21 protein-coding genes are annotated in these 25801 nt (G+C 57.4%); 9 read left to right on the forward strand and 12 right to left on the reverse strand.

What is annotated here, in order from left to right; translation table 11 throughout:
* Position 1: 1 nt before the first annotated feature.
* The 3 genes from RDV48_03020 to RDV48_03030 form a co-directional block, all read right to left on the reverse strand.
* Positions 2-1216 (reverse strand): phospholipase D-like domain-containing protein, encoded by a 1215-nt coding sequence (locus RDV48_03020; protein ID MDQ7821747.1) that lies wholly within the window; start codon positions 1214-1216, stop codon positions 2-4.
* The gene (locus tag RDV48_03025; GenBank protein MDQ7821748.1) at positions 1209-1721 is read right to left on the reverse strand and encodes a dCMP deaminase family protein; all 513 of its coding nucleotides are present in this window, start codon (positions 1719-1721) and stop codon (positions 1209-1211) included. Before RDV48_03025 ends, RDV48_03020 begins: the two co-directional genes overlap by 8 nt.
* 102 nt (positions 1722-1823) lie before the next feature.
* Entirely contained in the window at positions 1824-3161 is a 1338-nt protein-coding gene (locus RDV48_03030; protein MDQ7821749.1) for a PhoH family protein, read from the reverse strand.
* Between the two features lie 241 nt (positions 3162-3402).
* Between RDV48_03030 and RDV48_03035 the strand changes: the two genes are divergently transcribed.
* From RDV48_03035 to RDV48_03045, 3 genes are all read left to right on the forward strand, one after another.
* Positions 3403-4143, forward strand: coding sequence for a hypothetical protein (locus tag RDV48_03035; GenBank protein ID MDQ7821750.1), 741 nt, complete (start codon positions 3403-3405; stop codon positions 4141-4143).
* A gap of 117 nt (positions 4144-4260) precedes the next feature.
* On the forward strand, positions 4261-8553 hold the full coding sequence (locus tag RDV48_03040) for an acyl-CoA dehydratase activase (protein ID MDQ7821751.1): 4293 nt from the start codon (positions 4261-4263) through the stop codon (positions 8551-8553).
* Positions 8554-8617: 64 nt separating this feature from the next.
* Positions 8618-10210: a bifunctional UDP-sugar hydrolase/5'-nucleotidase gene (locus RDV48_03045; GenBank protein ID MDQ7821752.1), complete on the forward strand. Its 1593-nt coding sequence runs from the start codon at positions 8618-8620 to the stop codon at positions 10208-10210.
* Position 10211: 1 nt separating this feature from the next.
* Here RDV48_03045 and RDV48_03050 read toward each other — a convergent pair whose 3' ends face one another.
* Positions 10212-11066: a phosphodiester glycosidase family protein gene (locus RDV48_03050; protein ID MDQ7821753.1), complete on the reverse strand. Its 855-nt coding sequence runs from the start codon at positions 11064-11066 to the stop codon at positions 10212-10214.
* 158 nt (positions 11067-11224) lie between these two features.
* On the opposite strand from RDV48_03050, the gene RDV48_03055 reads away from it, so the two are divergent.
* The gene (locus RDV48_03055) at positions 11225-11830 is read left to right on the forward strand and encodes a zf-TFIIB domain-containing protein (GenBank protein MDQ7821754.1); all 606 of its coding nucleotides are present in this window, start codon (positions 11225-11227) and stop codon (positions 11828-11830) included.
* 9 nt (positions 11831-11839) lie between these two features.
* Here RDV48_03055 and proC read toward each other — a convergent pair whose 3' ends face one another.
* Both proC and RDV48_03065 read right to left on the reverse strand, forming a co-directional pair.
* A complete protein-coding gene (gene proC, locus RDV48_03060; protein ID MDQ7821755.1) occupies positions 11840-12688 on the reverse strand; it encodes a pyrroline-5-carboxylate reductase in 849 nt (282 codons plus the stop codon).
* 193 nt (positions 12689-12881) lie between these two features.
* Positions 12882-15362, reverse strand: coding sequence for an HNH endonuclease signature motif containing protein (locus RDV48_03065; protein MDQ7821756.1), 2481 nt, complete (start codon positions 15360-15362; stop codon positions 12882-12884).
* A 440-nt stretch (positions 15363-15802) separates the two neighbouring features.
* Here RDV48_03065 and RDV48_03070 point away from each other — a divergent pair, with 440 nt between their 5' ends.
* The 3 genes from RDV48_03070 to RDV48_03080 are packed head-to-tail and all read left to right on the forward strand — an operon-like array spanning position 15803 to position 17234.
* Positions 15803-16198 (forward strand): hypothetical protein, encoded by a 396-nt coding sequence (locus tag RDV48_03070; GenBank protein ID MDQ7821757.1) that lies wholly within the window; start codon positions 15803-15805, stop codon positions 16196-16198.
* Between the two features lie 24 nt (positions 16199-16222).
* Entirely contained in the window at positions 16223-16645 is a 423-nt protein-coding gene (locus tag RDV48_03075; protein ID MDQ7821758.1) for a prepilin-type N-terminal cleavage/methylation domain-containing protein, read from the forward strand.
* A complete protein-coding gene (locus tag RDV48_03080) occupies positions 16629-17234 on the forward strand; it encodes a prepilin-type N-terminal cleavage/methylation domain-containing protein (GenBank protein ID MDQ7821759.1) in 606 nt (201 codons plus the stop codon). The genes RDV48_03075 and RDV48_03080 overlap by 17 nt, the downstream gene beginning before the upstream one ends.
* Here the strand turns inward: RDV48_03080 and RDV48_03085 are convergent.
* From RDV48_03085 to RDV48_03095, 3 genes are all read right to left on the reverse strand, one after another.
* Complete coding sequence (locus RDV48_03085; protein ID MDQ7821760.1) at positions 17221-18825, reverse strand: hypothetical protein; 1605 nt, start codon at positions 18823-18825, stop codon at positions 17221-17223. The two genes, RDV48_03080 and RDV48_03085, sit on opposite strands and share 14 nt — an antisense overlap.
* A 146-nt stretch (positions 18826-18971) precedes the next feature.
* Positions 18972-19139: a PIN domain-containing protein gene (locus RDV48_03090; protein ID MDQ7821761.1), complete on the reverse strand. Its 168-nt coding sequence runs from the start codon at positions 19137-19139 to the stop codon at positions 18972-18974.
* A gap of 27 nt (positions 19140-19166) precedes the next feature.
* Positions 19167-19370 carry a hypothetical protein gene (locus RDV48_03095; GenBank protein ID MDQ7821762.1) on the reverse strand — a complete coding sequence of 68 codons (204 nt, stop codon included), beginning with the start codon at positions 19368-19370 and terminating at the stop codon, positions 19167-19169.
* Positions 19371-19587: 217 nt separating this feature from the next.
* On the opposite strand from RDV48_03095, the gene RDV48_03100 reads away from it, so the two are divergent.
* The gene (locus tag RDV48_03100; GenBank protein MDQ7821763.1) at positions 19588-21342 is read left to right on the forward strand and encodes a hypothetical protein; all 1755 of its coding nucleotides are present in this window, start codon (positions 19588-19590) and stop codon (positions 21340-21342) included.
* A 121-nt stretch (positions 21343-21463) separates the two neighbouring features.
* Positions 21464-22537 (forward strand): hypothetical protein, encoded by a 1074-nt coding sequence (locus tag RDV48_03105; GenBank protein MDQ7821764.1) that lies wholly within the window; start codon positions 21464-21466, stop codon positions 22535-22537.
* 5 nt (positions 22538-22542) lie between these two features.
* On the opposite strand, the gene RDV48_03110 is transcribed toward RDV48_03105, so the two are convergent.
* Genes RDV48_03110 through sucD form a run of 3 tightly spaced genes read right to left on the reverse strand, consistent with a single transcriptional unit; the run spans position 22543 to position 25798 of the window.
* Complete coding sequence (locus RDV48_03110) at positions 22543-23196, reverse strand: MBL fold metallo-hydrolase (GenBank protein ID MDQ7821765.1); 654 nt, start codon at positions 23194-23196, stop codon at positions 22543-22545.
* A 12-nt stretch (positions 23197-23208) separates the two neighbouring features.
* Positions 23209-24903, reverse strand: a complete 1695-nt coding sequence (locus tag RDV48_03115) for a protein kinase family protein (GenBank protein ID MDQ7821766.1) — start codon at positions 24901-24903, stop codon at positions 23209-23211.
* The gene (sucD, locus tag RDV48_03120; GenBank protein MDQ7821767.1) at positions 24896-25798 is read right to left on the reverse strand and encodes a succinate--CoA ligase subunit alpha; all 903 of its coding nucleotides are present in this window, start codon (positions 25796-25798) and stop codon (positions 24896-24898) included. The genes RDV48_03115 and sucD overlap by 8 nt, the downstream gene beginning before the upstream one ends.
* Between the last annotated feature and the right edge of the window lie 3 nt (positions 25799-25801).

Consider the following 25801-nt stretch of genomic DNA (forward strand, 5'->3'; position numbering starts at 1 on the left):
GTCACTCTGTCCTTATGGGAGGCACATAGGTCCTGTTCACGTCAACAAAGCGGACGTAGGGTCCTGTCCAGTTGGTGAGGAAAATCTTGCGCAAGGTCCTGTTTGCCGATCCGCCCTTCATCACGATCCCCAGGTTCCTGCAGTTATAGAAATAGTCTTTCTCCCAGTTGCTGCTCCCCACCCAGCTGTATTCGTCATCAACGATCATGTACTTGCCGTGCTGGGTCCTCGCGAAGGGGATGAATCCCCCGCTCCATTTTGGAATGGTGGAGAGCTTTATGCTCACCCGGGGAATGAGGGCAAGGCTCTTGATGTGGTCTATTTCGGGGTACTCGGTGGACCAGTCGGAAAAGATGAGGCGCACCTCCACTTTTCTCGTTGCGGCTTCGCGGAGGGCGCTGTCAAGCTCATGCCAGTATTCCCCGCCCCTGGCGACAGGGCTGAAAGTGAGGACCTGGACCATAATCTCCTTTTTGGCTTCCTTGATAAGGCGGAGAAGCTCCCTGCCCTCCCAGAGGGCACTGTCAGGGATATATCCCTTGGGATCGAAGACCGGGTAAAACTCAAGAGGCTGGCCTCCCTGATCCTTCATCAAGAAAGGCACCTGGTAATGCCTGTCCCGGGGCGTGGGGGCCGGGGCTGCCGTGTGGGTCCAGTCCATCTCGAAGAGGTCGGTGGCGCACCGGGCAAACCCTTCATGGCAGATTCTCACGCCAACCTCGCTGATATGGCTGAGGGCGCGCCAGTCAAAGTTCTGGCTCCCCAGGAATGTCTCTTTTCCGTCAACAATAAAGAACTTGCCATGCTGTATCCCGTTGAGATGGTCGAAGGCCTTTATCCAGCGCCATGTGACATTGGGCTTTTTCTCCAGGAAATCTGCCGTGGCCTGGGATTCCTTCCTGAACTTTTCCTCGGCAATGATGCGTACCTTCACGCCCCGCTCTGCCGCGTCTGCGATAGCGTTAATGACGGCCTCCAGCGATTCGCCGGGCTTGTTGGCGAAGTAGAACTGCTCGATGTCAAGGGTCTTTTTCGCCCCCCCCAGCATGGAGAGCCACACTGCCCTCGTGTTCCTCACCTCGGGGATGTCAAGGCTCGTTTCCATGGGAACGCTCTCGACAATTTCGAGAGCAGGAGCCTCCTGCCCCCAGACGGCTGCCCCGTGGGCGGTAAGGAGCATCCCGAGGCAGAGGGTGATGAGCATGTTCTTAAGCATCAGGCACCTCTTTCTCAAAAATGTCGGGAATTGCTTCAATAGTGATGTCGGCCTCCTTGAAGAGGATCCGCGCCAGGGAATCGTAATCGCCCATGTCCAGGTAAAAGACCCTTGCAATGCCGGCGTTGATTATGCTGATGGCGCATTCCTTGCAGGGAAGGGGGCTGTAGGTGTAGAGATCGGCGCCAAGGGTGGAAATTCCGTTCATAGCCGCCTGGGCGATGGTGTTCCTCTCCGCATGGCCTGCCACGCAGTACTCAATGCCCTCACCTGTCCGGAAGCCTCCAAGGCGGCGGGGGCATTCGCTTCTCCTCTCGCGGGAGACGTTCTTGGGGAGCCCGTAGATCCGCTCGCTGCAGTGGCTTGCTCCCCTGGCGGGGCCGTTATAGCCCATGCTCACGACGCACTTGTTTTTCACAATCACTGCGCCGAAATGCCGGGACATGCACTTTGAGCGCAGCGATGCCTGTCTTGCAAGGCTCATGAAATACTGCTTCCATTCCATTGGCAAAGCTCCTTTGGTTCAGAGTCACACAGCCCGTGCCATGGTGAATGAGGCTCCTGCCTTTTCGCGCTTCTCGGGGCAGAGAGCGGTGATCCGCCGGGATTATTCAAGGATTATCGAGGCGAGCTCCGCGAGGGGCGAGCGCTCGCCCTTCACAAGGGTGATGTGCCCTGCCACCTTCTGATCCTTGAAGCGCTCTATGATGTGAGTGAGGCCGTTGCTCGTTGAATCGAGGTACGGGTGGTCAATCTGGTAGGCATCACCGGTGAGAATGATTTTCGTGCCCTCTCCCGCGCGGGTGATTATGGTTTTCGCCTCATGGGGCGTGAGGTTCTGAGATTCGTCCACCAGGATGATCTGGAAGGGAAGGCTCCGGCCCCTGATGAAAGTGAGGGCTTTGATGTCGAGCTGCTGGGAATCCAGCAGGTAACCCACCGTGCTTCCCGCACCATCCTTTTTCCCTTCCTTCTCGTCGTCATGGAGGAGGAATTCCAGGTTGTCATGGATAGGGTGCATCCAGGGGTTGATCTTCTCTTCCTCTCTCCCCGGGAGGTAGCCTATGTCCCTCCCCATGGGAACGAGAGGGCGGTATACATTGAGCTTGCGGTAGGTCTTTTCGTTCACTACTTTCTGGAGTCCTGCCGCGAGGGCAAGGAGCGTTTTGCCGGTACCGGCGCGGCCCAGGAGGGTGACAAGCTGTATGGAATCGTTCAGCAGCATGTCCATGGCAAAGCGCTGCTCCCTGTTTCTCGGATGGAGGCCCCATACCTCCATCTTCCTCTCAGGCATGAGTGCCACGAGGGCCCTCTTCTCGCTGTCATAGCGGGCCAGGGCGGTATTGCTGGGGTTCTGCGAGTTGACGAGCGTCACATACTCGTTCGGGAAGAGGCCGGCGTCGCCTTTCGTGAGCACCTTGTTGCGATAGAATTCAGAGACCTCCCCCTCGGTGACGAAGAGCTCACGGTGCCCCGAAAAAAGCTCCTCGAGGTTCACCTTGTCGGCACGGTAGTCCTCGGCCTCGAGGCCTATGGCCTCGGCCTTCACCCGCATGTTAATGTCCTTGGTCACGAGGATAGCGGGATCCTGTGACCTGTTCTTTATGCTGAGGGCGTGGGCCAGTATCCTGTTGTCATTGCTTTTCTGGAATCCTTCAGGGAGGAGCCCGTCGAGTTCGGCGGAGTTGAAGTCCGTCTCCACGCGGAGCATCCCGTGGTGATTGAGGGGGACCCCGTCGGTAAGGCGCCCCTTTTCCCTGAGCTGATCGATGGTTTTTATCACGATGCGGGCGTTCCTGTTGACCTCCATCGAGCCTTTCTTGAACTTGTCGATCTCGTCGAGGACCACGATGGGGATCACCACGGTGTTCTCCTCGAAGGTGAAGAGCGAGTCGGGGGTGTGCAGCAGCACGCTTGTATCGACAATATAGGTTTTTTTGGACACCTTGTTCCTCCTTTGCCTGCGCAGGGGGCTCCCGCCGGGAGAGCCGCGGGAAACAGTCAGGCCCGCACGTCAGTCGTAGTTTAATTCTGCTTTGCAGGCCACTTTCCTCTTAACTCGCAGGTCTTGGCAAAAATTTCAAAGCGCAAAAAAGGAGATTGAAGGTCTTCCTCGAATAAAAGGGAGGCCTCGCATGGCAGTAGCCCGGTGAGGGCCGAGCATTCCGTGAAAGGAGCGATTGACATTGAGAAAATTTAGTGCAGTCATGCTCATATTAGGCGCCGTGGTGCTGTTTTCTGCAGCCGCTGCCGAGGCAGCGACGCCTCCCTTCCCCAGGCCCCTTGTTGACAAGATTCCCAATTATCTGGTGAGCAAGAACCTGGAGATGATCTTTACCGTTGAGGGAGGATTCATCTATGACAAGACGAGGGGCGGAAACTGGATTCCCTTCCCCAACGATATCTACTACCTGAGGAAGAACTGCAACGTGAGCGATAATCTTGTGCTCCTTTACGGCTATACAAAGGCATATGTCTATGACGTGGGGATTGGCAAGTGGGTCCGCGCCCCCGAGGAATACAGCTACCACGACAGCGACACCACGATGAGTATTGCAGGGAGCGTCATGCCGAACTACGCCATCGCCATTGGAGTGGAAAAAGCTCAGGTCTATGACTTCACCCTCCACAAGTGGTTTGTCATCAACGGCATCAGCTACCCCGAGGAGGCCCCTTACTTCTGGACCACCTTTCCCTCGAAGGCAGGCCTCCCCCTCCACCGCGAGAAGAAACCGAACGACTGGTATAAGACCATTCACTTCCAGTGCACCTATGAGGTGGGAAGCGGCAAATGGATAGAGGATCCCCTTGTCAAATACCCTATCGATATGAGGTACTCTGAGACCAAGCCCTACATTAGGACACAGGTTGATACCCCTTGCACTAATAACACCCGCCCCTCCTATTCTCCGCGGGATAAACAATAGGAGAGGGCATGCACCCCCGGGGAAAGCTTAAAGAGCAGGGGATGGGAATCCCCTGCTCTTTCTCTATGGCAGCCATCCCAGGGGAGCGCCATCTATCCTCACAAGGAGGAGAGAGCTTTGGAATACCGCGTAGGTATTGATATCGGTTCTGACACCATCAAATCAGTCATTGTGAGCGAAGAGGGCATTGAGCCTCTTGAGCCCCTCAAGATCAAGGGAAAGCCCCTGGAAAAGATAAGGGAGATCCTCTCTCTGGTGAGGAAGCGCATCCCTGCCAACAACGGCACCGTGAAGGGAGCCATCACGGGAAGGGGAGCCGACGCTTTTGCCGAGCTCCTCAGCGTCTCGACGGTCAACGAGATAGATGCCATTGTGGAGACGGTGAACCGCCTCTACCCCGAAGTGCGCCATATCATTGAGATCGGCGCGGAAACGCAGTCGTACCTCTCTCTTCACAAGGATGAGAAATCCAGCCGCCTCATCATAGAGGACGTGGCTCCCGGGGGGAAATGCGCGGGGGGCACGGGCTCCTTTCTTGATTACATGCACAAGAGGCTCAAGTATGACTCCCTTGACGAGTTTATCAATGTGGGCCTCTCCGTGGAGAACCCCGCCGGTATCTCGGGGCGCTGCGCCGTCTTTGCCGAGTCTGACATAGTCCATCACTACCAGAAAGGGACGCCCAAGGAGCGCATCGTGGCGGGGATCCACCAGGCTGCGGCAAGGAACTACAAGAGCATTATCCACAAGAGCAGCAAGCCCACCGACAAGGTGGCCCTCATAGGCGGTGTGGCCTCGAACAGGTGCATGAAGCACCATCTCATCAATGAACTGGGCCTCAGGGCCGAGCAGGTCGTCACGCCGGACCTCTATCTTTACCTTACCGCCCTGGGAGCGGCTTTCAAGGCCGAGAGGCCCCTTTTCTTTTCAGAGGCCATGGAAAAAGTGGAGAGGCACCTGACCGTCCCCTTTGATTACCCCTCCATGGAGCCTATAAAACTTGAGCGATCCGTCATCATGGAACGGCCGCCCCTTCCCGAAGGGCTTTGTCATGTCGGGGTCGCCGCCCTTGGCGTCGATATCGGCTCGGTAAGCACCAAGGCGGCCCTGGTGACAAAGATCGGCCCGGAATACCACGTGCTTGCCCACCATTACCGCAGAACTGAAGGCAACCCCATCAAGGCGGTGCAGCTCACCATGAAAGCCATCATGGAAGAGATAGGGGAAAAGGGCTTTGCCATAGACAAGATAGTGGCGGCCACGACAGGGTCAGGGCGTTATCTTACTGCCTATTTCATAGGCGCCGGCCTCATCAAGGACGAGATCACCGCGCAGTCGAGCGGCACCGCGGCATCCATCAAGGAAAAGGAAGTCACCATCATTGAAATAGGCGGCCAGGACTCGAAATTCATCCAGCTCTACCAGGGCAACACCACGGATTTCGAGATGAACTGGGCCTGTGCCGCCGGCACGGGAGCCCTCATAGAGAAGCATGCGAAGAACCTGGATATCGAGATACAGGACTTTGGCGACATCGCCCTGAAAGGAAAGAAGCCGCCCCTCATCAACTCCACCTGCGCCGTCTTTTCGGAGTCAGCCCTTATACACTTTCAGCAGAACAACGTGAGTATTGAGGACCTCTGCGCCGGAGCCTGTCTCGCCTCGGCGAAAAATTACTTTGCCAAGGTGGTCCGCAGCAGGCCGGTGAGTGACTTCGTGGTCTTCCAGGGCGCCGTGGCCTTCAACAGGGGCATGGTAGGGGCCTTTGAAACCCTCCTGTCACGTCCCATTGTAGTTCCGCCTTACCCGCACCTTACGGGCGCCATCGGGGTGGCGACCCTTGCGTACGAAGCCCATGAGAGGGGCAGCGCGGTGAAAGCCTTCAAGGGCTTTGAGGCCATCCTGGGTGCCGACTATTCCCTCACCTCCTTCCAGTGCGCCCACTGCACCAACGAGTGCCACGTGAACATGTTCAAGGTGGGCGACGAGAAATTCTACCAGGGGGATCGCTGCGACCGTTACAGCAGCGCCCAGAAAAAGAAGGAGGGTGAGGCCCTCCCCGACCTCTTCGAAGAGAGGGAGCGACTCCTCATGTCTCTTTACGAGGCACCGGCGCGGGAAAGCACTCTTGGCACCGTGGGCATCCCGAGGGGCCTCTTCTTCTCTGATTACTATCCCTTCTTCAATGCCTTTTTCAGCGAGGCGGGCTTCCAGGTCATCCCTTCGGAGAGGACCACCAAGAAGATCATAGCCTCGGGAGTGTCTTCCACCGTCGCGGAGCCCTGCTTTCCCATCAAGGTGGCCCATGGCCACGTGGCGAGCCTGCTTGAGAAGGAGCCCGACTATATTTTCCTCCCCTACATATTCTCGGCTGAAAAGCCCGTGGGAAAGAACGAGGCCTGCAATATATGCCCCTATGTGCAGTCGGCCCCTGACGTGATAAGGCGGGCCCTTGCCGCTGAGGGGAAGAGGACAGAGTTCCTCACGCCCACCTTCATGTTCGAGCGGGGAGAGGCCCATGTGAAGCGCGTGCTCCGTGAGCTTGGAAAGACTCTCGGCGTGAAGGCCGCGGCAGTGGACAAAGCCTATGGGGTCGCAAGAAGGACTCTGGATGAGTTCAGGGAGCGCATCAGTGCCCGCGGAAAGGAAGTGCTCGAGAGCCTCGGCGAGAACCAGATGGCCTTCGTGATAATAGGGAGGCCCTATGCCGTCCATGATCCCGCCGTCACCATGGATGTAGCGAAAAAAGTGCTTGACGAGGGGTATCTTCCCCTTCCGATGGATTTTCTCCCCCTGGAAGACCATGACACAGCCGTGCAGTGGCCCAACATGTACTCGGTCCAGGGGCAGAAGAAGCTTGCCGCGGCGAGGATGCTCTCGGGAAGGAAGAACCTCCACGGCCTCGTGGTCACCTATTTCGGCTGCGGCCCCGACGCCTTCATCGACCAGATGTTCAAGGAGGAGATTGACAAGCACTACCTCACCGTCCAGATCGACGAGCACACCTCCGATACGGGTATCATCACAAGGATTCAGGCATATCTGAATTCAGTGGGCCAGGTGGCTCCGCCGCTGAAGGCGAGCGAGAAGAAGGCTGCATCGGAGACTCCCCTCAGGGAGATCGGAGAGAAAATTCTCTGGGTCCCCGATATGAATGCCGGCTCTGCCGTCATATCGAGCGTCATGAGGGCCTTCGGCATCAATGCCCGTGTCCTTCCCCGCTCAGACGACAAGGGGCTTTCACGGGCGAGAAAGTATATCTGCGGCGATGTGTGCCTCCCCATGCTCCACACTTCGGAAGACATGTTCACCCATGCCTCGAGGGAGGGCTTTGATCCCTCGAAGGAGGCATTCTTTCAGGGCAAATCCATGGGGCCCTGCCGGTACGGCATGTACTTCATGCTGGAGAAAAGCATCATGGACGCCCTTCACGGCTCGGTGGACCTTGTCACCCTGGGTAACAGGAATACGAGTGGCGGCCTGGGTACCTTCTTTGTCCTCACCGTCTGGGACGGCCTGGTGGCCCATGACCTGCTGGAAAAAATGCTTTTTCACACGAGGCCCTACGAGGGGGAGAAGGGCGCCGCCGACAGGATATTCAGCCGTTTTATCGATAAGCTCTGTGTTCTGATAGAAAAGGGAGGCGTCGATTTCAGCTCTTTTACGCGCAAAGCCGGCGCCCTGCTCTCGGGAAGCCACCTTGAGCCTCTCGAGGCCCTTCTTAAAGAGGCGCGTCATGAATTTGCCTCTGTAAGGTCAGAGTGCCCGCCAAAGCCCCTGGTGGGGATGGTGGGGGAGTTCTTCGTGCGCCTCCATGAGCCCTCGAACCAGTCCATCATAAGATCGCTTGAATCAATGGGCGCTGAGGTATGGCTCGCCCCCCTAACGGAGTTTTTCGCCTACTCCAACTATATCACGGGCCAGCATTCCCTTGACCGCTGGAAGGATGACAAAAAGGCAGGCCTCATCATCGATGCGAAAATGAGGGAGTTCCTGGGGGCCTTTGCCTCCCGCGACGAGCACCGCCTCTTCAATGCCACCCTTCCTTACCTGGAAGGCTTTGATGAGCTCCCCTCCCACGAGGTGGTGGAGCTTGGAGCCCTTTACGTGAACAGGTTTTTCGGCGGCGAGGCTATCATGAGCATGGGAAAGTCAGAGGATTTCGCCCGCAGGAACCTCTCGGGCATCGTGAGCGTGGGGCCTTTCAACTGCATGCCCAGCCTTGTGGTGAGCGCCCTTTCGAGAGAGTTGCGCAAGGCACATCGAAACATCCCGTACCTCGTCATGGATTATGACGGCTACGAGGACTCCGTGAGGGACATGAAGCTTTCGATGTTCTTAAGCCAGGTCAGGGAGCGCCACGGGACAGGGACCAGCGGAGAAGCGGCAGCGGTGCCCGGCGAAAAGTAGAGGACCGGAAGGATGGAAGGCCGGCAGGAATAAGAAGTTCCTATAAACAGTAAAAGCAGCAGCAATGAAGAAAACAGAGGTCCTTGCAATGAAAAATCCTTATCTTCCTCTTCGCTTTGTCCTGATAAGAGCTCTTGCGTGTGCCGCAGTCTTTCTGGGGCTCATGACGGCGGGTCTCATGGCGGGCGAGGCCGTGGAGCTCCAGATACTCCATATCAACGACTTCCATGGCTACCTGCTCCCTTACGAGGACAAGGCCCTTGCGCCGCTCCCCGAAAAGATAGGCGGCGCTGCCTTTATCGCGTCAAAGATCCGCGAGCTCAGGGCCCTCAACCCCGAAGGCACCCTCACCCTGGACGCCGGCGATATCGCCCAGGGCACGCCCCTCTCCAACGAGTTCCGCGGAAAGCCTGTCGTGGAGTATATGAGCGCCCTCGGGTTTGATGCCATGGAGCTCGGCAACCATGAATTTGACTGGGGTGTTCCCGTGCTCCGCGAAATGGTGGCTCATGCCTCATTCCCGGTGCTCTGTGCCAACATCGTCGAAGAAAAGACGGGGAAACCTCTTCCCTTCGTCTCACCTTACCATGTTTTTACAAGGAAAGGCGTCAGGATAGGCATAATCGGCCTTATCACGCCGCAGACCCCCCGCATCAGCAATCCTCTTCATATGAAAGGCCTCAGGTTCCTCCCCCCCGAAGAGGTGGCGGCCCGCTACCGCGATGAGCTCAAGGCACAGGGGGTGCAGGTCGTGGGCCTCCTGTCCCATTGCGGCGTTGATGCCGACAAGGAGCTGGCGGCCAGGGTCCCCGGGATTGCCTTTATCATCGGAGGCCACAGCCACACGGCCCTCAAGGATCCCCTCGTCGTCAACGGCACCATTATCGTGCAGGCCCGGGCCTACGGGATGTACCTCGGCGATCTTACCTTCTCTGTTGACAGGGACACGGGGAAGGTCCTCTCCTTCAAGGAAAGGGATGAGCTTATTCCCATCGTGGACAGAGACATCACTGCCGATCCTGCTGTCGTGGCGCTTCTTGAGCCCTATGTCAGGAAAATACAGCCTGTCATGAAGGAAGTCGTGGGGTTTGCGCGCGAGGAGATTCCCAAGGTGCCACTCCCCGGCAGGGGAGACTCGGCCATGGGCGACCTTGTGGCCGATCTTTTGAGGGAATACTCAGGGACGGAGGTGTTCTTCATCAATTCCGGCGCCCTGAGGATGCCTTTTTACCGGGGAAAGATCACCAGGGAGGATGTGTACCGCATGTTCCCCTTCGAAGACGTGGTGGTGACCGTGAGCCTCGCCGGCAGCGCCATAAAGGCTGTGCTGGAGCACGGCGTCCTTACCGAGAAAGTGATCCAGGTGTCAGGGGTGAGCTTCGCTTACCGGCGGGGAGCCCAGGGCACGGTGCAGATCTCTGAGGTGATGGTCGGGGGAAGGCCCCTCGACGACCGCCGCCTTTACCGGGTTGGCACCATTGATTACCTCTATCACGGTGGCGACGGCTACATGATGTTTCAAAAGGGGAGAAATCCCCGCTTCGGCGAGGCAAGCGTGAGGGATATCATCGGGAACTGCATAAAGTCCAAGGTCACTATCGGGGTGCCCTCTGACGCAAGAGTCCTTCTCTCGGGGGAGCCGCCGGGCAGAAAGTGACCTATTTCCGGAAAAAGCCGATTCCCAGGGGGACCTGGGAGTTCCCTTCCTTGAGCTCGAAGCTGCCGGCCTTCACATAGAGCTGCGTGGAGCTCCCCCCGTCCAGGTTTATCACGTCGAGGGGAGTGATGCCGCCCCGCTCGGCGGGACCCAGCAGAATGGTGCGAAGCTCGTCCCAGCCTATCGTGGCGTATGAGGGCGCCGTCACGAAGAGCACTATTTTCCCTTCCCTGTCAATGCCGCACCCCGCCCGGCGGTGTTCCTCCCTGAAATCTATCGTTTTCTGGAGCCCCTCGGTGGCTTTACCTCCTGCCACAAGGCGGGGGCCTACCTGGAATGCCTCGTCGTACGAGAGGGGGTGAAAGGTGTCGCGGTGGACGATGGAGAGCCTTCCCTTTGAGAATCCTATGATGCCCGAGTAGATGACAGGCGTGGCGATGTAATCATTCACCATCTTACCGCGGGTCTTCAGGAAGCCGAGGGGACGGTCGTTCTCGTCGAAATAGCTCCCGTTGATGCCCGCCGCCGCTCCCGAGCGTGCCACCATGTCTTTCACCGTCATTGCGGTATTGCCCATGGCATGGGCGTAGAGGATTCCTGCGCGGAAGCGCGCGGGGTCAAGGCGCACCATCAGGAGGCATTCGCTTCCGTCCCGACCCCCTTTTCTCGGCAGGGGGGCTTTCCTGTGGCTTATCCCCTCTGCCGCCGTGACCCAGGCGGTGCCCCCTTTTTCGGCGAGAAAGCTGTTGCAGAGGCTTCTGAGGTCCTTGTATGAAAAGACTCCTGTATTGAGGGCGAGAAGGGGAAAAACAATCCATGAGAAAAGAAGGGAAACCTTAAAGAAGCTCTTTACCACTGATCTACCTGCCCTCCCAGGAAAGCGACCTTCACCATTCTTCTCTGCCCCATGGCAAACTCCTCCCGGGAGGGAAAGTCACTTTGGAGGAGAATTTCCCCTTGACGGCTCCCAGGAAGCCGGATTTCACCGGGAGCCTCCGGAAGCGAGGAGCATCAATGGCTATTCCCTGCCCCGTCTGCCAGAAAACCATGCATATCATCTATGCTTATGAAATCGAGCTCGATCACTGCCGGTGGTGCGGAGGGCTCTGGTTTGACGCCGATGAGATGGAGAAGCTCACCACCTTCAAGAAGGCCCCGAAGCTCGTGACGCACCCCATGGCCTACGATCCCACCCAGGCGAGAGTCGAGGAGGGGAAGCGCACATGCCCCCGCTGCGGCAGGGGGCTCCAGGTCATAGATTACAAGGGGGTGAATATTGACGCCTGCATGGGGTGCAGGGGGATATGGTTCGACCGCTTTGAGGTGGCGAAAGTGATGGGGATCACCGAGGGTCTTCCCAGAACGGGCGTCAATTACCATGAAACCCGCGTGGAGCGAAGGGAGCCTCTCGTGAGGGACGAGCGCCAGGGCCCTCTCATGAATTATGACAGTTCCGGCGACATTGCCTCTCCCCCTTCGGAGCCTTCCCCGCCGGTTTCCCGGGGGGCCTCCTCCGGGACATTCAGCGACTCCTCGTACGTCGCCCAGGAAGTGATCCACACGGTCTGCGACATTGCCCTGGACTTCTTTTTTCACCATCACCACCACCATGACTGGTGATGGTGCTCCTTACCTCTCCCTGCCCTCCCTTTGATAGAGCTTTGCCGCCTTCTCCGATGCCGTGGTGATTCCTTTTATCATGGCAGAGGAAAAGCCCATATGCTCCATCTCGTTGAGGCCGGAGATGGTACACCCCCTGGGGCTCGTGACCTTGTCAATCTCCGCTTCGGGATGGGAGCCCTGCTCCAGTATCAGCGCCGCCGACCCTTTTGCCGTCTGGGCCGCCATCAGGAGGGCATCGTCGGAGTGGAAGCCTATCTCGATGCCGCCCTGGGAGGCCGAGCGGATGGAGCGCAGGAAGAAGGCCACGCCGCAGGCGCAGAGGGCCGTGGCGGGAACCATGTCCTCCTCGTTGAGGAGCAGGGTTTTCCCCACGGTGTTGAAGATTTCCATCGCGGCCTCGATTTCCCTTGGGCTTGCCGTCTTTGAGGCGATGCAGGTCATGGACTCCCCTATCACTATCGCCAGGTTCGGCATGGCCCTTATGAGGGGTATTTTCTTTTTTATCTGAGACGCGATCTCATCAGTGGTGGCGCCCGTCACGATGGAGATGACAAGGTGCCTCCCGGGGATGAGCCCGGGGCCTATCTCGCGGAGCACGCCGTCAAGCTGCTGGGGGAGCACGGAGATCAGCACCGTTTTTGCCCTTCTCGTGGCTTCCCTGTTGTCAGACATGGTCACGAAGCCATCGAGGGCAAGGTGCCTGAGGAGGCCTGCCTGCCGGCGCGTGATGATGATCTGCCCGGGGGCGAACTTTCCCGACGTGGCGAGCCCCCTTGCAATGGCCTGCCCGATGTTGCCGCCTCCTATGATGGCGATGGATTCTTCAGATGCCTTTTTTGCCGTGCCTTTTTTCATGGAAGCGCCTCTTTTCTCTCCGGTGAGCATGGATTCGCAGGAGTGGGTACTTTAGTGCGGGAGAGGAGAAATCCTCTTGATTTGCTATGGCGATGGCTTTACCCACAGGGGAGCGGTAAATGCAATATAAGTCTTCGTAGCGCTCACACGCTTTTTTACCTCGTAATAATCATTTGCCTGCGCCAATTGATCCTTACTTTCCTGAAAAGCCGATGCTGCAGAGAAGCTCGTCACAAAGCGATTGGTGACACTCATGTGGGGGCATTGATTTGACTCCCTTTTCATATATCAAGAAAGGTGTACCCTCTGAGTAGGCGCCGAAGGTGAAGGTAAGGTTGTGAGGAGCTTCACCTTTGATGGTGAGGGTCATCAGGTTGTGCAGAATGTGAAGGTGATGGGCTTCACAGACTACGATGAGATTCCAGGGGTCATCGGTGCCGCCCTGGGAGCGCCTTATGATATGATGGACATGGAGATTCCGGCGGCATCGGCAGCCGGGAACCTGGCAGCGGAACCGGTCGCGCTTGAGGATCCTGTGATGATGGGCAGCTTTCTGGAAATGCCCTTCAGTGGAGAGATAGTCTGCGAGGAGGGCGGCAAGGAATCTTTCATCAGCGGAAACCCCTTCCTGGGCATCATCGGTGGTGACGGCGGCTTCTGAGTGCTCCTGAGAAGCAAGAAAGGCCAGGTTGGCGGTGTTCCAGAGCTCATGGAGCTCCCACGGCAGATAGAACTTGACTATCATCGAGCCCGAGGTGCTCCTGGAGGTGCTCCCTCCCTGGAGGATGTCCCTGAGAAAGGTTTCCTCGGGAGACTCTCCCGGGGGGAGGGTGCAGAGATGCCGGGCCTGCCTGAGGGCCTCATGACCCTCACAGAGGGAATCTGTCCCGCAGGTGCAGGGTGTGGTTCCGGTATCGAGTCCGTGACGCGCACACAGGGAAGAAAAATTTTCAACTACCATTGAGCTCTCAGCGGCACGCAGCTCATTGACATCGCTGAAATGTCTCCAGGGCTTCTCAAATCGCCTGTCGCGGAATTCCAGGGAGGCCTCGTCGTCCTCTGTCAGGGGCCATGAAGGGGCGAGGGAGGGGCCTGCATACCACGATCCAGTCCTGATGATGTCCTGAACTTCTTCAGGCAGGCGGTGAAACCTCTCATCGGTGAAGTAACGGAAGCCGGGGAGAAGGGTGTAATTCACCGGGACAAAGCAGTCATACTCCTTGATCCTGGCGATGCGCCCCGCCTCTTCCCTGAGGTCCGCCGTGGGGACGCTCGCGGCATAGGCAATCCATTGAGCTTCGTTTTTTGAGTCAACCAGGGGGAGTATAAGGCGGGCCTGCTCCCTGGTGATGATGCCTTTCTTGAAAGCATCCTCTGTGAGAGGCCTGCGGCGCAAGCTCTCGGCAAGCCTTATGAACTGGCGGGTCTGGGCCCGGGAGAAGCCGCACCTGGTTTCCGCGTAGTCCTCAACGGAGCTGAACCCGAAACGCTCGTGGAGAAATGCCTCACTCATCCCCCGGAAGAGCATCCCTGTTGCCGCATCAAGCCTCTGGCGTATCATCGCTCCTTTGATGAGAACTCTTGCGAGAGATCTTGCAGAGACGACCTCTGGGCCGGTACCTGAAGCAGCACTATCGCCATCAAGCCACGAGGGGAAAAAGATGTCCCACGGCGATTCCCAGGGGTCATTGCTGCCACTCGCCTGATCAGGAGCACCCATCTCCCGGAGAAGCTCCTCATCGCTCCCGCGGCATTCCCTCTCCCTCCGCGATAAAAATGGCTCACGGTAAAAGAGAGGGAGTGCTCCTTTCCCATCGATGGCTGTCGCCTGCAGGGCGCTTTTCCCGGAGGCCAGGAAGTTCCCGAGAAGCGCTTCGACAAAATCTGCAAGAGGCCCGTCGTAGTGCTCCTTGTCCCTGTAGAAGGTGAGGGCGAAATCCCATGTGAGGGCAAGAGACGGTGACACCCTGAAATGCATCATCAGGCCCTCAGCACAGTCGCCGCCGCCGCGCTCCTCCCCTACGGCAGGCTCCATCTCCCCGGCAAGCGCCTTTTTTACCTCTCTCTCAACGCCGCTCACTGTCATGCGCTGCGCCTTTTCAAGCCACTCCGCCTCGTTTTCAGGCGTGATGATCCTGGAGAGATGCCTCAGGGAGCTTTTGACTATTTTTCCCTGCAGATATGCCTCCCGGGTGAGGGGAAGTCTGCTCAGCAGTTCATAGTTGTGCATCAGCTCAGACGCCCTGCGCGCCGACATCGAGAGATGCTCCACGGCAAAAGACGCCATGGAGCGGTAGCCAAGATGATCAACTCCTTTCGTTTTGAGAGTGACGAGAAGGCCGCCCAGAACAAGGTCAAGGGCGAGGCGGCCCCGGATTGCCTTGCAGAGAGTGAAATCCATCCGGGAAGCCCGATCATCCCTGTCGATGAGCGAGGGGAGGGGTCCCCAGGTGAAGCCCTCCGTGAGCTTCTCCACTTCAGGGAGAAGGCCGTCAATCGCAATCTTCACCATGCGCTCCGCCTTATGATAGGCCTCGGCGGGGAGCTCATAAGGCTCAGGGAGGAGGAGCATATCTTCGTAATCCTGCGAAGAGAAAGAATCATTGAGGTGAAGAAGCTCTTCTTCATCGGGAAGGAAAAGTGTGTGAGTTTGGCAGAGTCCAAATGTATCCATAAAACTATTATAGCATATGAGAATGGAAAAATCAAAGAGAGCACCCCTTAAAAAGCTTATAGCAAAAAGGTTTTTAAGGCATCATAGGATGCCCTCCAGAAGGTTCTCAATGGATGAAAAGGTCAAAAATGACTCTGAATGCCTCCAGACAATTTTCTAGAGGTCTTTTTTTGCACTCCTGGCCATTTTTTATAAGGGTCTGGCATTTTTGCTGAGGATTTCAGATTTAGAAAATATTTTCATGAAGGTGCGGGACAGGAGAATGGCCATATCAGGTGAGAAAATCAGATTTTGGGCAAGGATTATTGCTCTGGTGCAGGGAAAAGTTTGAAAAGGAGATTCAATAACGAAATTGCAGGTTTTGGTTTTCCTGCATAATGGGATGCAGTTCATTATTGTGCTATAATATTCAGTAGACAGAGAAAGGAGGCCTTTTGAGGGTGAGAGGAAGACGCCGGGGCATAGCACTTCTCACCTCCCTCCTCATCCTTGTCTTTCTTTTTCTCCTGGGCCTCACCTTCAGGTTCGCCTGTGATCAGAACCTGATCTTCTCTGCCGACGTGGCGAGGCGGATTCAGCTCCAGTATCTTGCCGAGGCTGGAATCGAATACTGGTATTCCCAGAGAACCGTGTGGACAGGCGGCATCCCCCCCATGAATTACTGTGAATTCACCATGCCGCAGGGGTATGTGCTGATATCCATATTTACCAACCCCGCGGGGGGGGGCTATGTCATCATTTCAATGGCAAAGTTCCAGAAAACGGACAGCAGTTCCGTGATAATAACGGCCCACATGAGCGCCGCGGGAGACCTTCAGATTTACCAGATAGAGTGAGGCAATGAAAAAAAGATGATTTCCATGATCTGCCCGGGCAGGCGGTATAGAAGGAAAAATCTGGCTTTCAGCCTGATAGAGGTCATGATTGCCATGGTGATTTTCACTGTAGGCATTATCGCGGTGATGTACCTTTTCCCCCTGGGGGCAAGAACCATAGGCAAGGCCAAGGAAGTGACGGCCGCGTCCTTTCTCGGACAGGCCAAGATGGAGGAGGTGCTTCTTCTCCCCGCGGATCAGATGCCTTCTCTTTCGGAAGGGGATTTCGGCCCCGAGTACCCCTTGCTTTATTTCAGGGTCCAGACGGTAAGCCCTTATAGCGGCAAAGATTCCCTCGTGTATGTCTCTGTTGACGTGGAAAAATACCTGGTATCGGGGAGCAGGAGCAGCATATACCACCTGGAGACCCTAAAATGCTTGGGAGGCGCTGTTGAAACGAACTGGTAAAGAATCTCACCGAGGGGTATCGCTCTCCGAGGTCATTGTGGCCTGCGCCATCCTTGTGGTTTTCATGGCGGCATGCTATTCGCTTGTCACCAGGGCCCTGCGCACTTTCCGCTTCGGCGACGTGAGAAGCAGCATCCTGTCAGAATTGAGGACCACGCTCTATCTCCTTACCCGTGACTTAAAGGAAGGCTCCACCCTGGTGCTGCCCTTCTCAGACCAGATACTTGAGGCTCCCGGGGGGCTGATGACGAATTATATCACGGTGGAATCAATCCGTGCTGATAACGGGGGATATGCCCGGCGCATATACAGTTACCGTTATGACAATGCCCGGCGCACCATTGAGAGAATTCTCTATGATCCCGGCAGTGTTGATACTTCCGTTGACAGCAGCATGTGGACCGTGGCCGACACGAAAGTAGTGGCGAAGAACGTAAGCGCCTGCACCTTTGTATGGGAGAATTCCACCTATCCCCAGTGTATCCGGGTCAACCTGTCGCTCCCTGACGAGCAGGGCTCACCGGGCTCTGGCATGGCGCTCTGGACAAGGGTAACCATGAGAAAATACTCGGCGGTCATGGGGCCATGACAAGGGGGGCCGTCGTGAGGGTAAACCCTGAGGTGCCGGTGTTCTTTCTTGTGAGGGCATAGTCATCGAGAGTGAGATCCTTCGGCTTGCTGAAAGTCACTGTGCCGTAAATGGCCCGAATCGTCTGGAGGCTGTCCCTTTCGAAGACCCGGTAGAAAGTTCTGTCCTTTACCTCCTTGGCGCTGTGGCGGGAAAAAAGATAGTTTTTCACTGGTTCATGGAAGCCCGCGCATTTCACTGTCTGGGACGGCAGCGCCGTATCCCGGTATATTACTGAAAGTGATACATTCTCTATAAAGAGGCGCTCTTTCGGTGTGTTATACTGGTTGGTGAGCACAAGCTCCACCCACAGGGAGTTCCCTGACGGCGCAAGGCGCCCGTCGCCCATCCTTGCCACCTCCGAGGTCTTGGCTCTCATAGAAGAATTATAGTTATAAGCGATAAGCCTTACCGAGCAGTCGTTGGCCTGCTCCTGGGGGACATAGCCTGCACCTTTCCTTGTATAGGTCATGGGACTTTCCCTGAAGCACTTCATGAGCTCTCCCAGTGCGGAAAGCTGTGCATCATAGTCTGTCGGCGGCGCTGTTGCCGAGAGAGCGCCAAAGGTCTGGGGATCTGTCCAGAGTGCCGTATATGAGTCTCTTGCCATGGCGTCGCAGAGGACCGGTGACGCCTGGAGGCCCCCGCCAAGGGCGTAGGGATAGACTGCGAGGTCGCAGGTTTTTATGAGACCCGCGGTAAAGGGGTATCCCTTAGCCTTGGCTGCCACGGCAGCCTTCACCTCGGCTTCCGACGAGCCGGCGGGGAGGGGGGGGACAAGATGGCAGAACATGCTCTGGTTGCCATCGTCATCACCGGAGCTGAGCCATCTGTCAAACTCCTCCATGGTGCTCACCGGAGTATCGTTGGCGCCGTTGTTCCTGTATTTCAGCTGGCCGTTCTTCTGGTCAAAGGCGGTATCCATGGCCTGCAGGTTCGAGGGAAGGAGCGTCACTCCCCAGGACTGGGTCTGGCTCAGCAGTTCCGCGTCGAGCATTCCGTCGGGGCTGGGGCCTGCCAGAGAGCGGTTGCCGTTATTGAGGCACGGCACGTATTGGGATTTCTGAATCAGCTGAGGATTCTCGCTGATAATGTAAGGGATCCCATTGATAGGAGGTGAAGCGCTGTTCGCGGCGAAGCCCTTGGTGCCCACGGGAACCAGGACGAGATCGCCGCTTCCCCCCTGCCAGGTGAAGCCCTGGAGATAGGCAGTGTTCTGGGTGCTGCTCGCAAGCGTCTCGTTTCTTGTGAGAATCCATGACCGCAGGTTGAGGAAAGTCCCGTAATCTGCGAGGAGCATATATTTATAACCATAGGTTGAATAGTAGCTGGTGGGATAGGTGGAGGGAGGGCATGCCGCGTCAATGAGGTTGCCCACCCCCGATACTCTTGTCCTGAGGGGAGAGAAACTCCCCTTGATTATCGTGATGGCGGAGCCGGTATCCCATCTGGTCCATTTATCCGATTCCCGCGTTCCTGAAAGGGGAAAGGCAGGATTTTCCAGGCAGAGCAGGAGGACCAGAGAGATAAGAAAGTATCCCTTGTGCTTCAAGAAAATTCTCCCTTGTTCGAGGTAGTATACTTTACATTATATACCAAATGAAAGACAATGCACAATCGTCCGGAAGATCGATAAAGTGCCGACACCATGAGGAGCGCTTCGGCAGTATGCCATTATAAGGGGAGCGAACTCCTCATCTACCCTTCTTTTCTCTCCACGCCGAGCCTGTCGAAATCCCGGTCGCAGGAATAAACAGTGGCTATCCCGTGGTGGCGCATGAACGCCGCGTGGTAGGCGTCGGCAAAGCCCACGTTTTTCTCAGCGAAATCCGCGAGGGCTTCCAGAAGCATGGCCTTGTTTGCCACCCTGAGGCCCTTCAGGGAGAGGGAGGCTCAGCTCATGAAGGGGCTGGGGTAGCCGGCGCACCTGGTGAAGATGGTGAGAAGCTTTTTGGCGGTGATCCTCCTCTTGGAGCTCCTTTCGAGCTTCTCCTCCAGGGCTTTCGCCTCTTCAGATGAGAGAGGGAGCTTGCCGTCCAGGTAGCAGGCGTACTTCTCTATAAGGTTCAGCGTTACTCGTGATTTTATGTCTGCCATTATGGTCACCTCGCGGGTTGGTATTCATGAAACAAAACAAGATCACAGACCGGAAACTCCAGCCGTAATCCCGCGTGAAAGGGATTCTCCATCTCATTCCCAAGGTCCTTCTTTCCAGAAAATGATTGATATTTATTGTATTTTTTTCCCTTGCCTCTCATGTCCCGGGGCCTTATAATAACAGGAGGGGATCCTGTCATCCCCCGAAGGAGGACTCATGAAGATTTCTTACAAAAGCGCTATGACAAAGATCCTGACTGGCCTGCTCGCACTCGTTGCCCTTGCCACCGGGGCGCTCCCGGCCTTCGGCGGTCCTCGCTCGCGGGCGGAGGGAACCCTGGCGGAGATACGGGCCCTCAGGGATACCATCGTGGAGGTGGCGAAGGAGGTACAGGAGGGCGACGTGGCAGGGGCCACGGCCAGGGCTAATGAAGTGGTGAAGCTCTGGGACGGCCTCCCCGGGAGAGTGAAGTCCTTTATAGCGAGAAACCATCCCGATACCGAGGAGAAGATCCATAACCTCCCCGCTGAAGCCGCTGAGCTTGCGGCACTCCGGAGCAATGAGCAACCGGGTGAGGCGACGGCGTCTTCAACAGAAGGCGGAACAGCGGTATACCCCGCCGGTGCGAGGGTTTACCGGCCTGTCGTAGCCCCCGTGATAGTGGCGACAGCCACACCATATCCTGCGGAGACTTGTTCCACAGGAAGCACCACCACGGCAGTCTATGCCACCCCCGTTCCGCGGCCTGTGGTCTATGCCACCCCTTACCCGGAAGCGCAGAGCACCACTTCAAGCACTACTTATACCGGCGCCCAGGGAGGTACGGCAACGACGACGGCAACGACAACAGCTGCCGCAGGGCCTTATGCTTACGGGCAGACGACTACCGGCACGGTGAATGCAACGGGTGCCTATGGGACTACTGTGAACGGGTCCGGCACAGGCGGATATGCCACCAATGGAACTACCACCGTGGCGGGAGGCGCCGGTCAGGCCACCGTCACGACGCCGGGGAACCAGAGCGCCACCGTGACAGGCGCGGGGGCTGCCGGGAAGACCACCGTGGGGAATACCACCTATGCCGGTGGCGCAGGGGCAGTGAACGTGCAGACCTCGACGGGGCAGAATGTGACTGCCGCCGGGGCGGCAAAGGGAAAGAAGACGGTGAGCGGATCGACGACCACATACTCCTCGCAGGCAGGGGGAGCCGTCGTCAACAACACGACGGGCGCTTATGCCGCAGGCACCCACAGCGGCAGCGGCTCGGTGACGCAGAACAGCAACGGCTCCCTGAGCGGGTCGAGAACCTCGTCGAATGAGTGGAATTCCTCACAGGGCGGCGGCTCGTCACAGCACAGCGGGTCATACAGCAACGTAGGCTCCGGTTCGGGATCCTATACGGGCTCGACGAGCGTCACCACCGAAAATCAAGGGAGTTATACCAGCAGCACTACATTGAGCCAGGGAACCTCGAGCTCCACCATCACCAATACCACCACGGGCCAGAGCTACAACGTCGGCGGGCAGCCCGGCACCGGCTCTCAGGCGAAGAGCGCACCGGGAGCGTCATCGGCACAGCCCCGGACTTACGGCACCTCCTCTTCGACACAGCCCCGGACCTATGGCGCGTCTTCCTCAACGCAGCCCAGAGCTTACAGTACTTCCTCAACGGCGCAGCGAACCGCCCGCACCAAGGCTTCAACGCAGGGAGCCGTCTCCTCATCAGGGTTCTCCACGAAGGCCTCGGGCGCTTCGTCGCGCTCCATGAACCTCTCGCCTTCCTATGGCGACAGCTATGACCTTTTCGGCACCACAGGCCTTGGGGGCGCAAGCCGCTCGCTCACTACGGGCGGGAAATCGGCTCCCACCCTTTCGGCGCCTTCGCGGAGCGCCCCGTCAATGAACCGGGGCGGCGGTGGCGGCGGTGCCGGGAGCATCGGCGGCGGCGGAGGAGGAGGAAGAAGGAGATAATCCTGGAGGGGAGGGGATGATGAATCGGGAGAATGACCTTTTTCATCATCATGGTATGATGATCGATGAATGCTCCGGTGTCTTGCCTTAAAAGTTTTACCCGGGAGGACTGAAGCTCTTTATGGCTCTCAATGCTCGCCGCCACGGCGGGAAACTCCTTCTGTTCTCCTTGCTTTTTGTCGTTATTGCCTGGGGACATGCTGCTGCCCAGAGCTTTGTCTGCTCTTCCTGCGGTTATCCCATCACGGGGAGATACTGGCAGTACGAAGGCCGCGTCTACTGCGATCAATGCTATCAGAAAGTGGCGCCCCGCTGCTCGAAATGCGGCCAGGTCCCCCAGGGGAAATACTGGACCGGCCAGGGCGGGATTACCTGCGACGAGTGCTACAGGAAAACGGCTCCCCGCTGTGCCGTGTGCGGTCAGATTCCCCCGGGAAAGTACTGGAAAGGCAAGGATGGCATATTATGCGATAAATGTTACGCCATTCAGGGCCCCCGGTGCACGGTCTGCGGCGAGATAATCACGGGGAAATACAAGTATTTTGAGAACACGGGCAAGAAATACTGCCAGGATTGCGTCTCCCTCTACGCCGCCTGCTCCAACTGCGGCGGCCCCGTGGGACCTTCAGGCATTGCGGTGGAGCGCAAGCTCACACTCTGCCCTGACTGCGCAAAGGAAGCCATCTTCACCACGAAGCAGATTATGCCCCTCTATCTGCAGGTGAGGGGGGTGGTGCGGGGAATTCTCGGGATAGAGATTGCCTTCAACGAGAAGAATATTATCCTTACTGACGGGAACACCCTTCATGCCCTCAATTCCTCAAGGAATGAGTATGTGCCCAGGGACGGCATCGCGGGGCTACACCATTTTGACGGGGCGGTCTCCACAATTTACGTGAGAAAGGGCCAGTCGCCTGAAATGGCTTTTGATACCCTCTGCCATGAATACACCCATGCCTGGCAGGCCCGGTACTGTCCTCCGGACCAGAGCACCATATTCAGGGAAGGCTTTGCCGAGTGGGTTTCCTACAAGGCGCTCCTCTATAAAAAATACCTGGCGAGGGCCAAGCTCAAGGTGAGCCATAATGATCCCACCTATGGCGAGGGCCTCAGGAAGATGCTGGAGCTTGAAAAGCGTTACGGCGCTTCGAGCCTTGTGCAGCGGGTGAAGAGCCTCAACGATTTCCCCCAGTGAGGCTCTTAGAAGGTATAGTTGAGCACCACGATTTTCATTGCCTTCGGAAGGCTCTCGGGAGTCATCTCGAGGAGTGACGAGGGGGACTTCTCCACCGATGGCTGGTTTTCCGTGAAACCGGCGACCTCATCAAGGGGAAACTCGTCCCTTTTCAGCTGCCCTGTCCGGTAATGCATGGGGATCACGATTTTTGGTGCAAGCTGTGAGGTTACCTCCTTTGCCGCCTTGCCATCAATGGTGTGATGGCCTCCCACGGGGATGAGAAGCACATCCACAGGCCCTATCTCTCTGACCTGCTCATCGGTGAGGATGTGGCCCAGGTCCCCGAGGTGGCAGACCCGGATCCCGTCCATCGTGAGGCAGTAGACGATATTAATGCCCCGCCGCTCGCCGCTGAAAGCATCATGATCGGTCATTATGCCTTTCACCGTGACCTCGTTCACGGTAAGGGAAGCGGCCTGGGGCCTCAGCACCCTTGTTCTTCCGGAGACCGCGGGGAAATAATTGTGATCATGGTGCTCATGGCTTATAAGGAGCGCATCGCACCGGCGGGTGATGGCGCCATAACCGATAGCGGGGTCATAGGGGTCAATGAGGATGGCAGTACCTTTTGCCGAGAGGAGGTAAAAGGCACTGTGGGCCAAGTACTCTATATGCATGATTAAGTACTATTACGTCTCTTTCCGCTGAAATTCCTCTTCCACCATTTTCAGGTTGTAAACCGACGATTCCATGGCGCTGTCCGATGCGAGGGCTTTTCTGAAGGCCGCCGCGGCGTCTTCATAGGCTCCCATGGCGTAGCAGGCCACGCCATGGTTGTTGAGGGCTCTTGCATTCCCGGGGTCCGCCGTGAGCACCTTCTCGTTCAGCTCTATGAAAAGGTCCATTTTTCCGAGCTGGAAATAAGCCAGGCTCAGGTTGATGGCGGCGTGGAGGTTGCCGGTGTCAAGCTCCAGAGCTTTCGCCGATGCCGCAGCCGAGTCCTCGAAGTTCCCAAGGTCATAGTGGGTGAGGCCGATGTTGTAATAGGCCGCCATGGAGGTGCGGTCATATGCCAGGGCCTTCTCATACTCGGCCAGGGCCTCTCGATGCTTCCCCTCTTCGCGGAGGATGCTTCCCAGGTTGTTCCGCGCAATGGCGTTGGCAGGATCAAGCTCCAGAGCCTTTTCATTTTCTCTTATGGCCTCGTCAATCCTGCCAAGATGGTAGAGGGCAAGGGCTTTGTTGCAGTGGATTTTTGTAGTGCCCTTTGCGAGAGACTCGGCCTTCTTGTACTTTTCAAGCGCCAGATCTGTCCTTCCCTCGCGCAGGTAAGCGTGACCCAGGCAGAGATAGGCCTCCATGTGTGCGGGATCGACGATGAGCGCCTTGTTGCACTCCATGATGGCTTCCTCTATCTGGTGGCTCTTGAGCAGTTCCAGGGCCTTTTCGCTGTACCGCCGGGCATCGACAGGGGTATGGGGGGGCGGCACCTCGACGAGGAGCCTCAAGAGCGATTCGCCGAACTGCCCCGCATCGGGATAACGTCCCGCCGGGTTTTCATGGGTCGCCTTTTCCAGGGCCCTCACGAGACCTTCACGGGCGCCGGGGAGGAGCGAGGCAAGGGAGGATTTCATGAAGGGGTTGGGCTCTTCGCCGGTGAGGAGAAAGATAAGGGTTTTCCCCAGGGCATAGAGGTCCGACCGGGTTTCGGGAAGGCCTTTGAAGACCTCGGGAGCTATCAGGGCCGGCGAGGCCCCCGAGTGCTCCAGGCCCGCCACATAGTGGCGATAATCCATCTCCATGTGAACCAGCCTGGGGGACCCGCGCTCCCGGTCAACGAGGATACAGGAAGGCTTCACATGGATGAAGATGAAAGGGGGGGCCGCCCGGTGGAGGGCACCAAGGATCCCGGCAAGGGCAATGCCCCACCGGATCACCTCTTGCTGAGCGAGCCCCTTCTTCCCCTCGGAGCGGGCCTCCTCAAGAAGGTCAAGGAGTGTTGAGTGAAAGGCGCTGGCAAGCACCAGGTACTGCTTCCCCTGGTGGTCCAGGCAGTCCTTTACGGGCGGGAGCCCTTCATGAGGTATCCCGGCGAGGCGGAAAGCCTGCTCACGGAAGCCGCTCATCGCCTGCTGGCGGTATGACGCCTCCACGTATTCCGGCAGGAACTCCTTGATAATGCACTCCCCGCCGGCGAGGTGCAGGTCATGAGCCCGGTAGATAGTGCCGTACTCAAAAGAGGCCACGGTGCTTGTGATCCGGTAGCGCGAGGCAATGACGGCACCGCCGATGAGCACATCCCTTCCCAGAGGGTGCCCGCAGCGTGCGCAGAATCCTCCCTGGGGGGATCCTTTCGCGCCGCACTGGCCGCATCTCCTATCCATGGAGTACCTGATGCTCTTCTCTCGGCAGGGCTTCGAGTATTCTTTTCACGTGCTCAACGAGCTCTATGATTGTATCGGCTACGGGGACACCGGCCTCCTGGAAGGCCTTCACTTTGGCTGCTGCCGTGCCTCTGGAGCCTGAAATGATGGCGCCGGCATGGCCCATGCGCTTTCCGGGAGGGGCTGTCTTGCCGGCAATGTAAGCGACGGTGGGTATTTTGTGCTCTTTGATGAAGGCGGCGGCCTCCTCTTCCTGGCTTCCCCCGATCTCCCCGACGAGCACCACGGCGCGGGTGGCGCTATCGCGGGCAAAATGCTCGAGCATGGCCTTGAATGACGTGCCGATAAGGGGATCGCCCCCTATCCCCACGCAGGTGGACTGGCCGACCCCTGCCATGGAGAGCTCGTTCACCACGAGGTACGTGAGGGTGCCGCTCCGGGAAATGACGCCCACATTTCCCTTTTTGAAGATGTTCCCCGGCATGATGCCGAGCTTTGTCTCGCCTACGGTGATGAGGCCCGGGCAGTTGGGGCCGATAAGCACGGCTTTTTCCTGCTGGACGACATGGCAGATTTTCACCATTTCCCTTACCGGGATGCCTTCGGTGATGCAGGCGATCCTCCTGATTCCTCCGTCAAGCGCTTCCAGTATGGCATCGCCTGCATAGGCAGGGGGGACAAAAATGACGGAGGCATCGGCCTTGTGATGACGCTGTGCCTCCTCGACGGTATTGAAAACGGGGATGTCATGGCACCGACTGCCTCCTTTCCCTGGAGTGACGCCTGCCACGATGGTGGTTCCATATTCAGCCATGCGCTCCGTGTGGAATGAGCCTTCCCGCCCTGTAATTCCCTGCACGAGCACGCGAGTTTCCTTGTTCACAAGAATTCCCATTGT

The sequence above is a fragment of the Candidatus Eremiobacterota bacterium genome, from assembly GCA_031082125.1.
In the GTDB taxonomy this organism is placed as follows: domain Bacteria; phylum Vulcanimicrobiota; class CADAWZ01; order CADAWZ01; family Ess09-12; genus Ess09-12.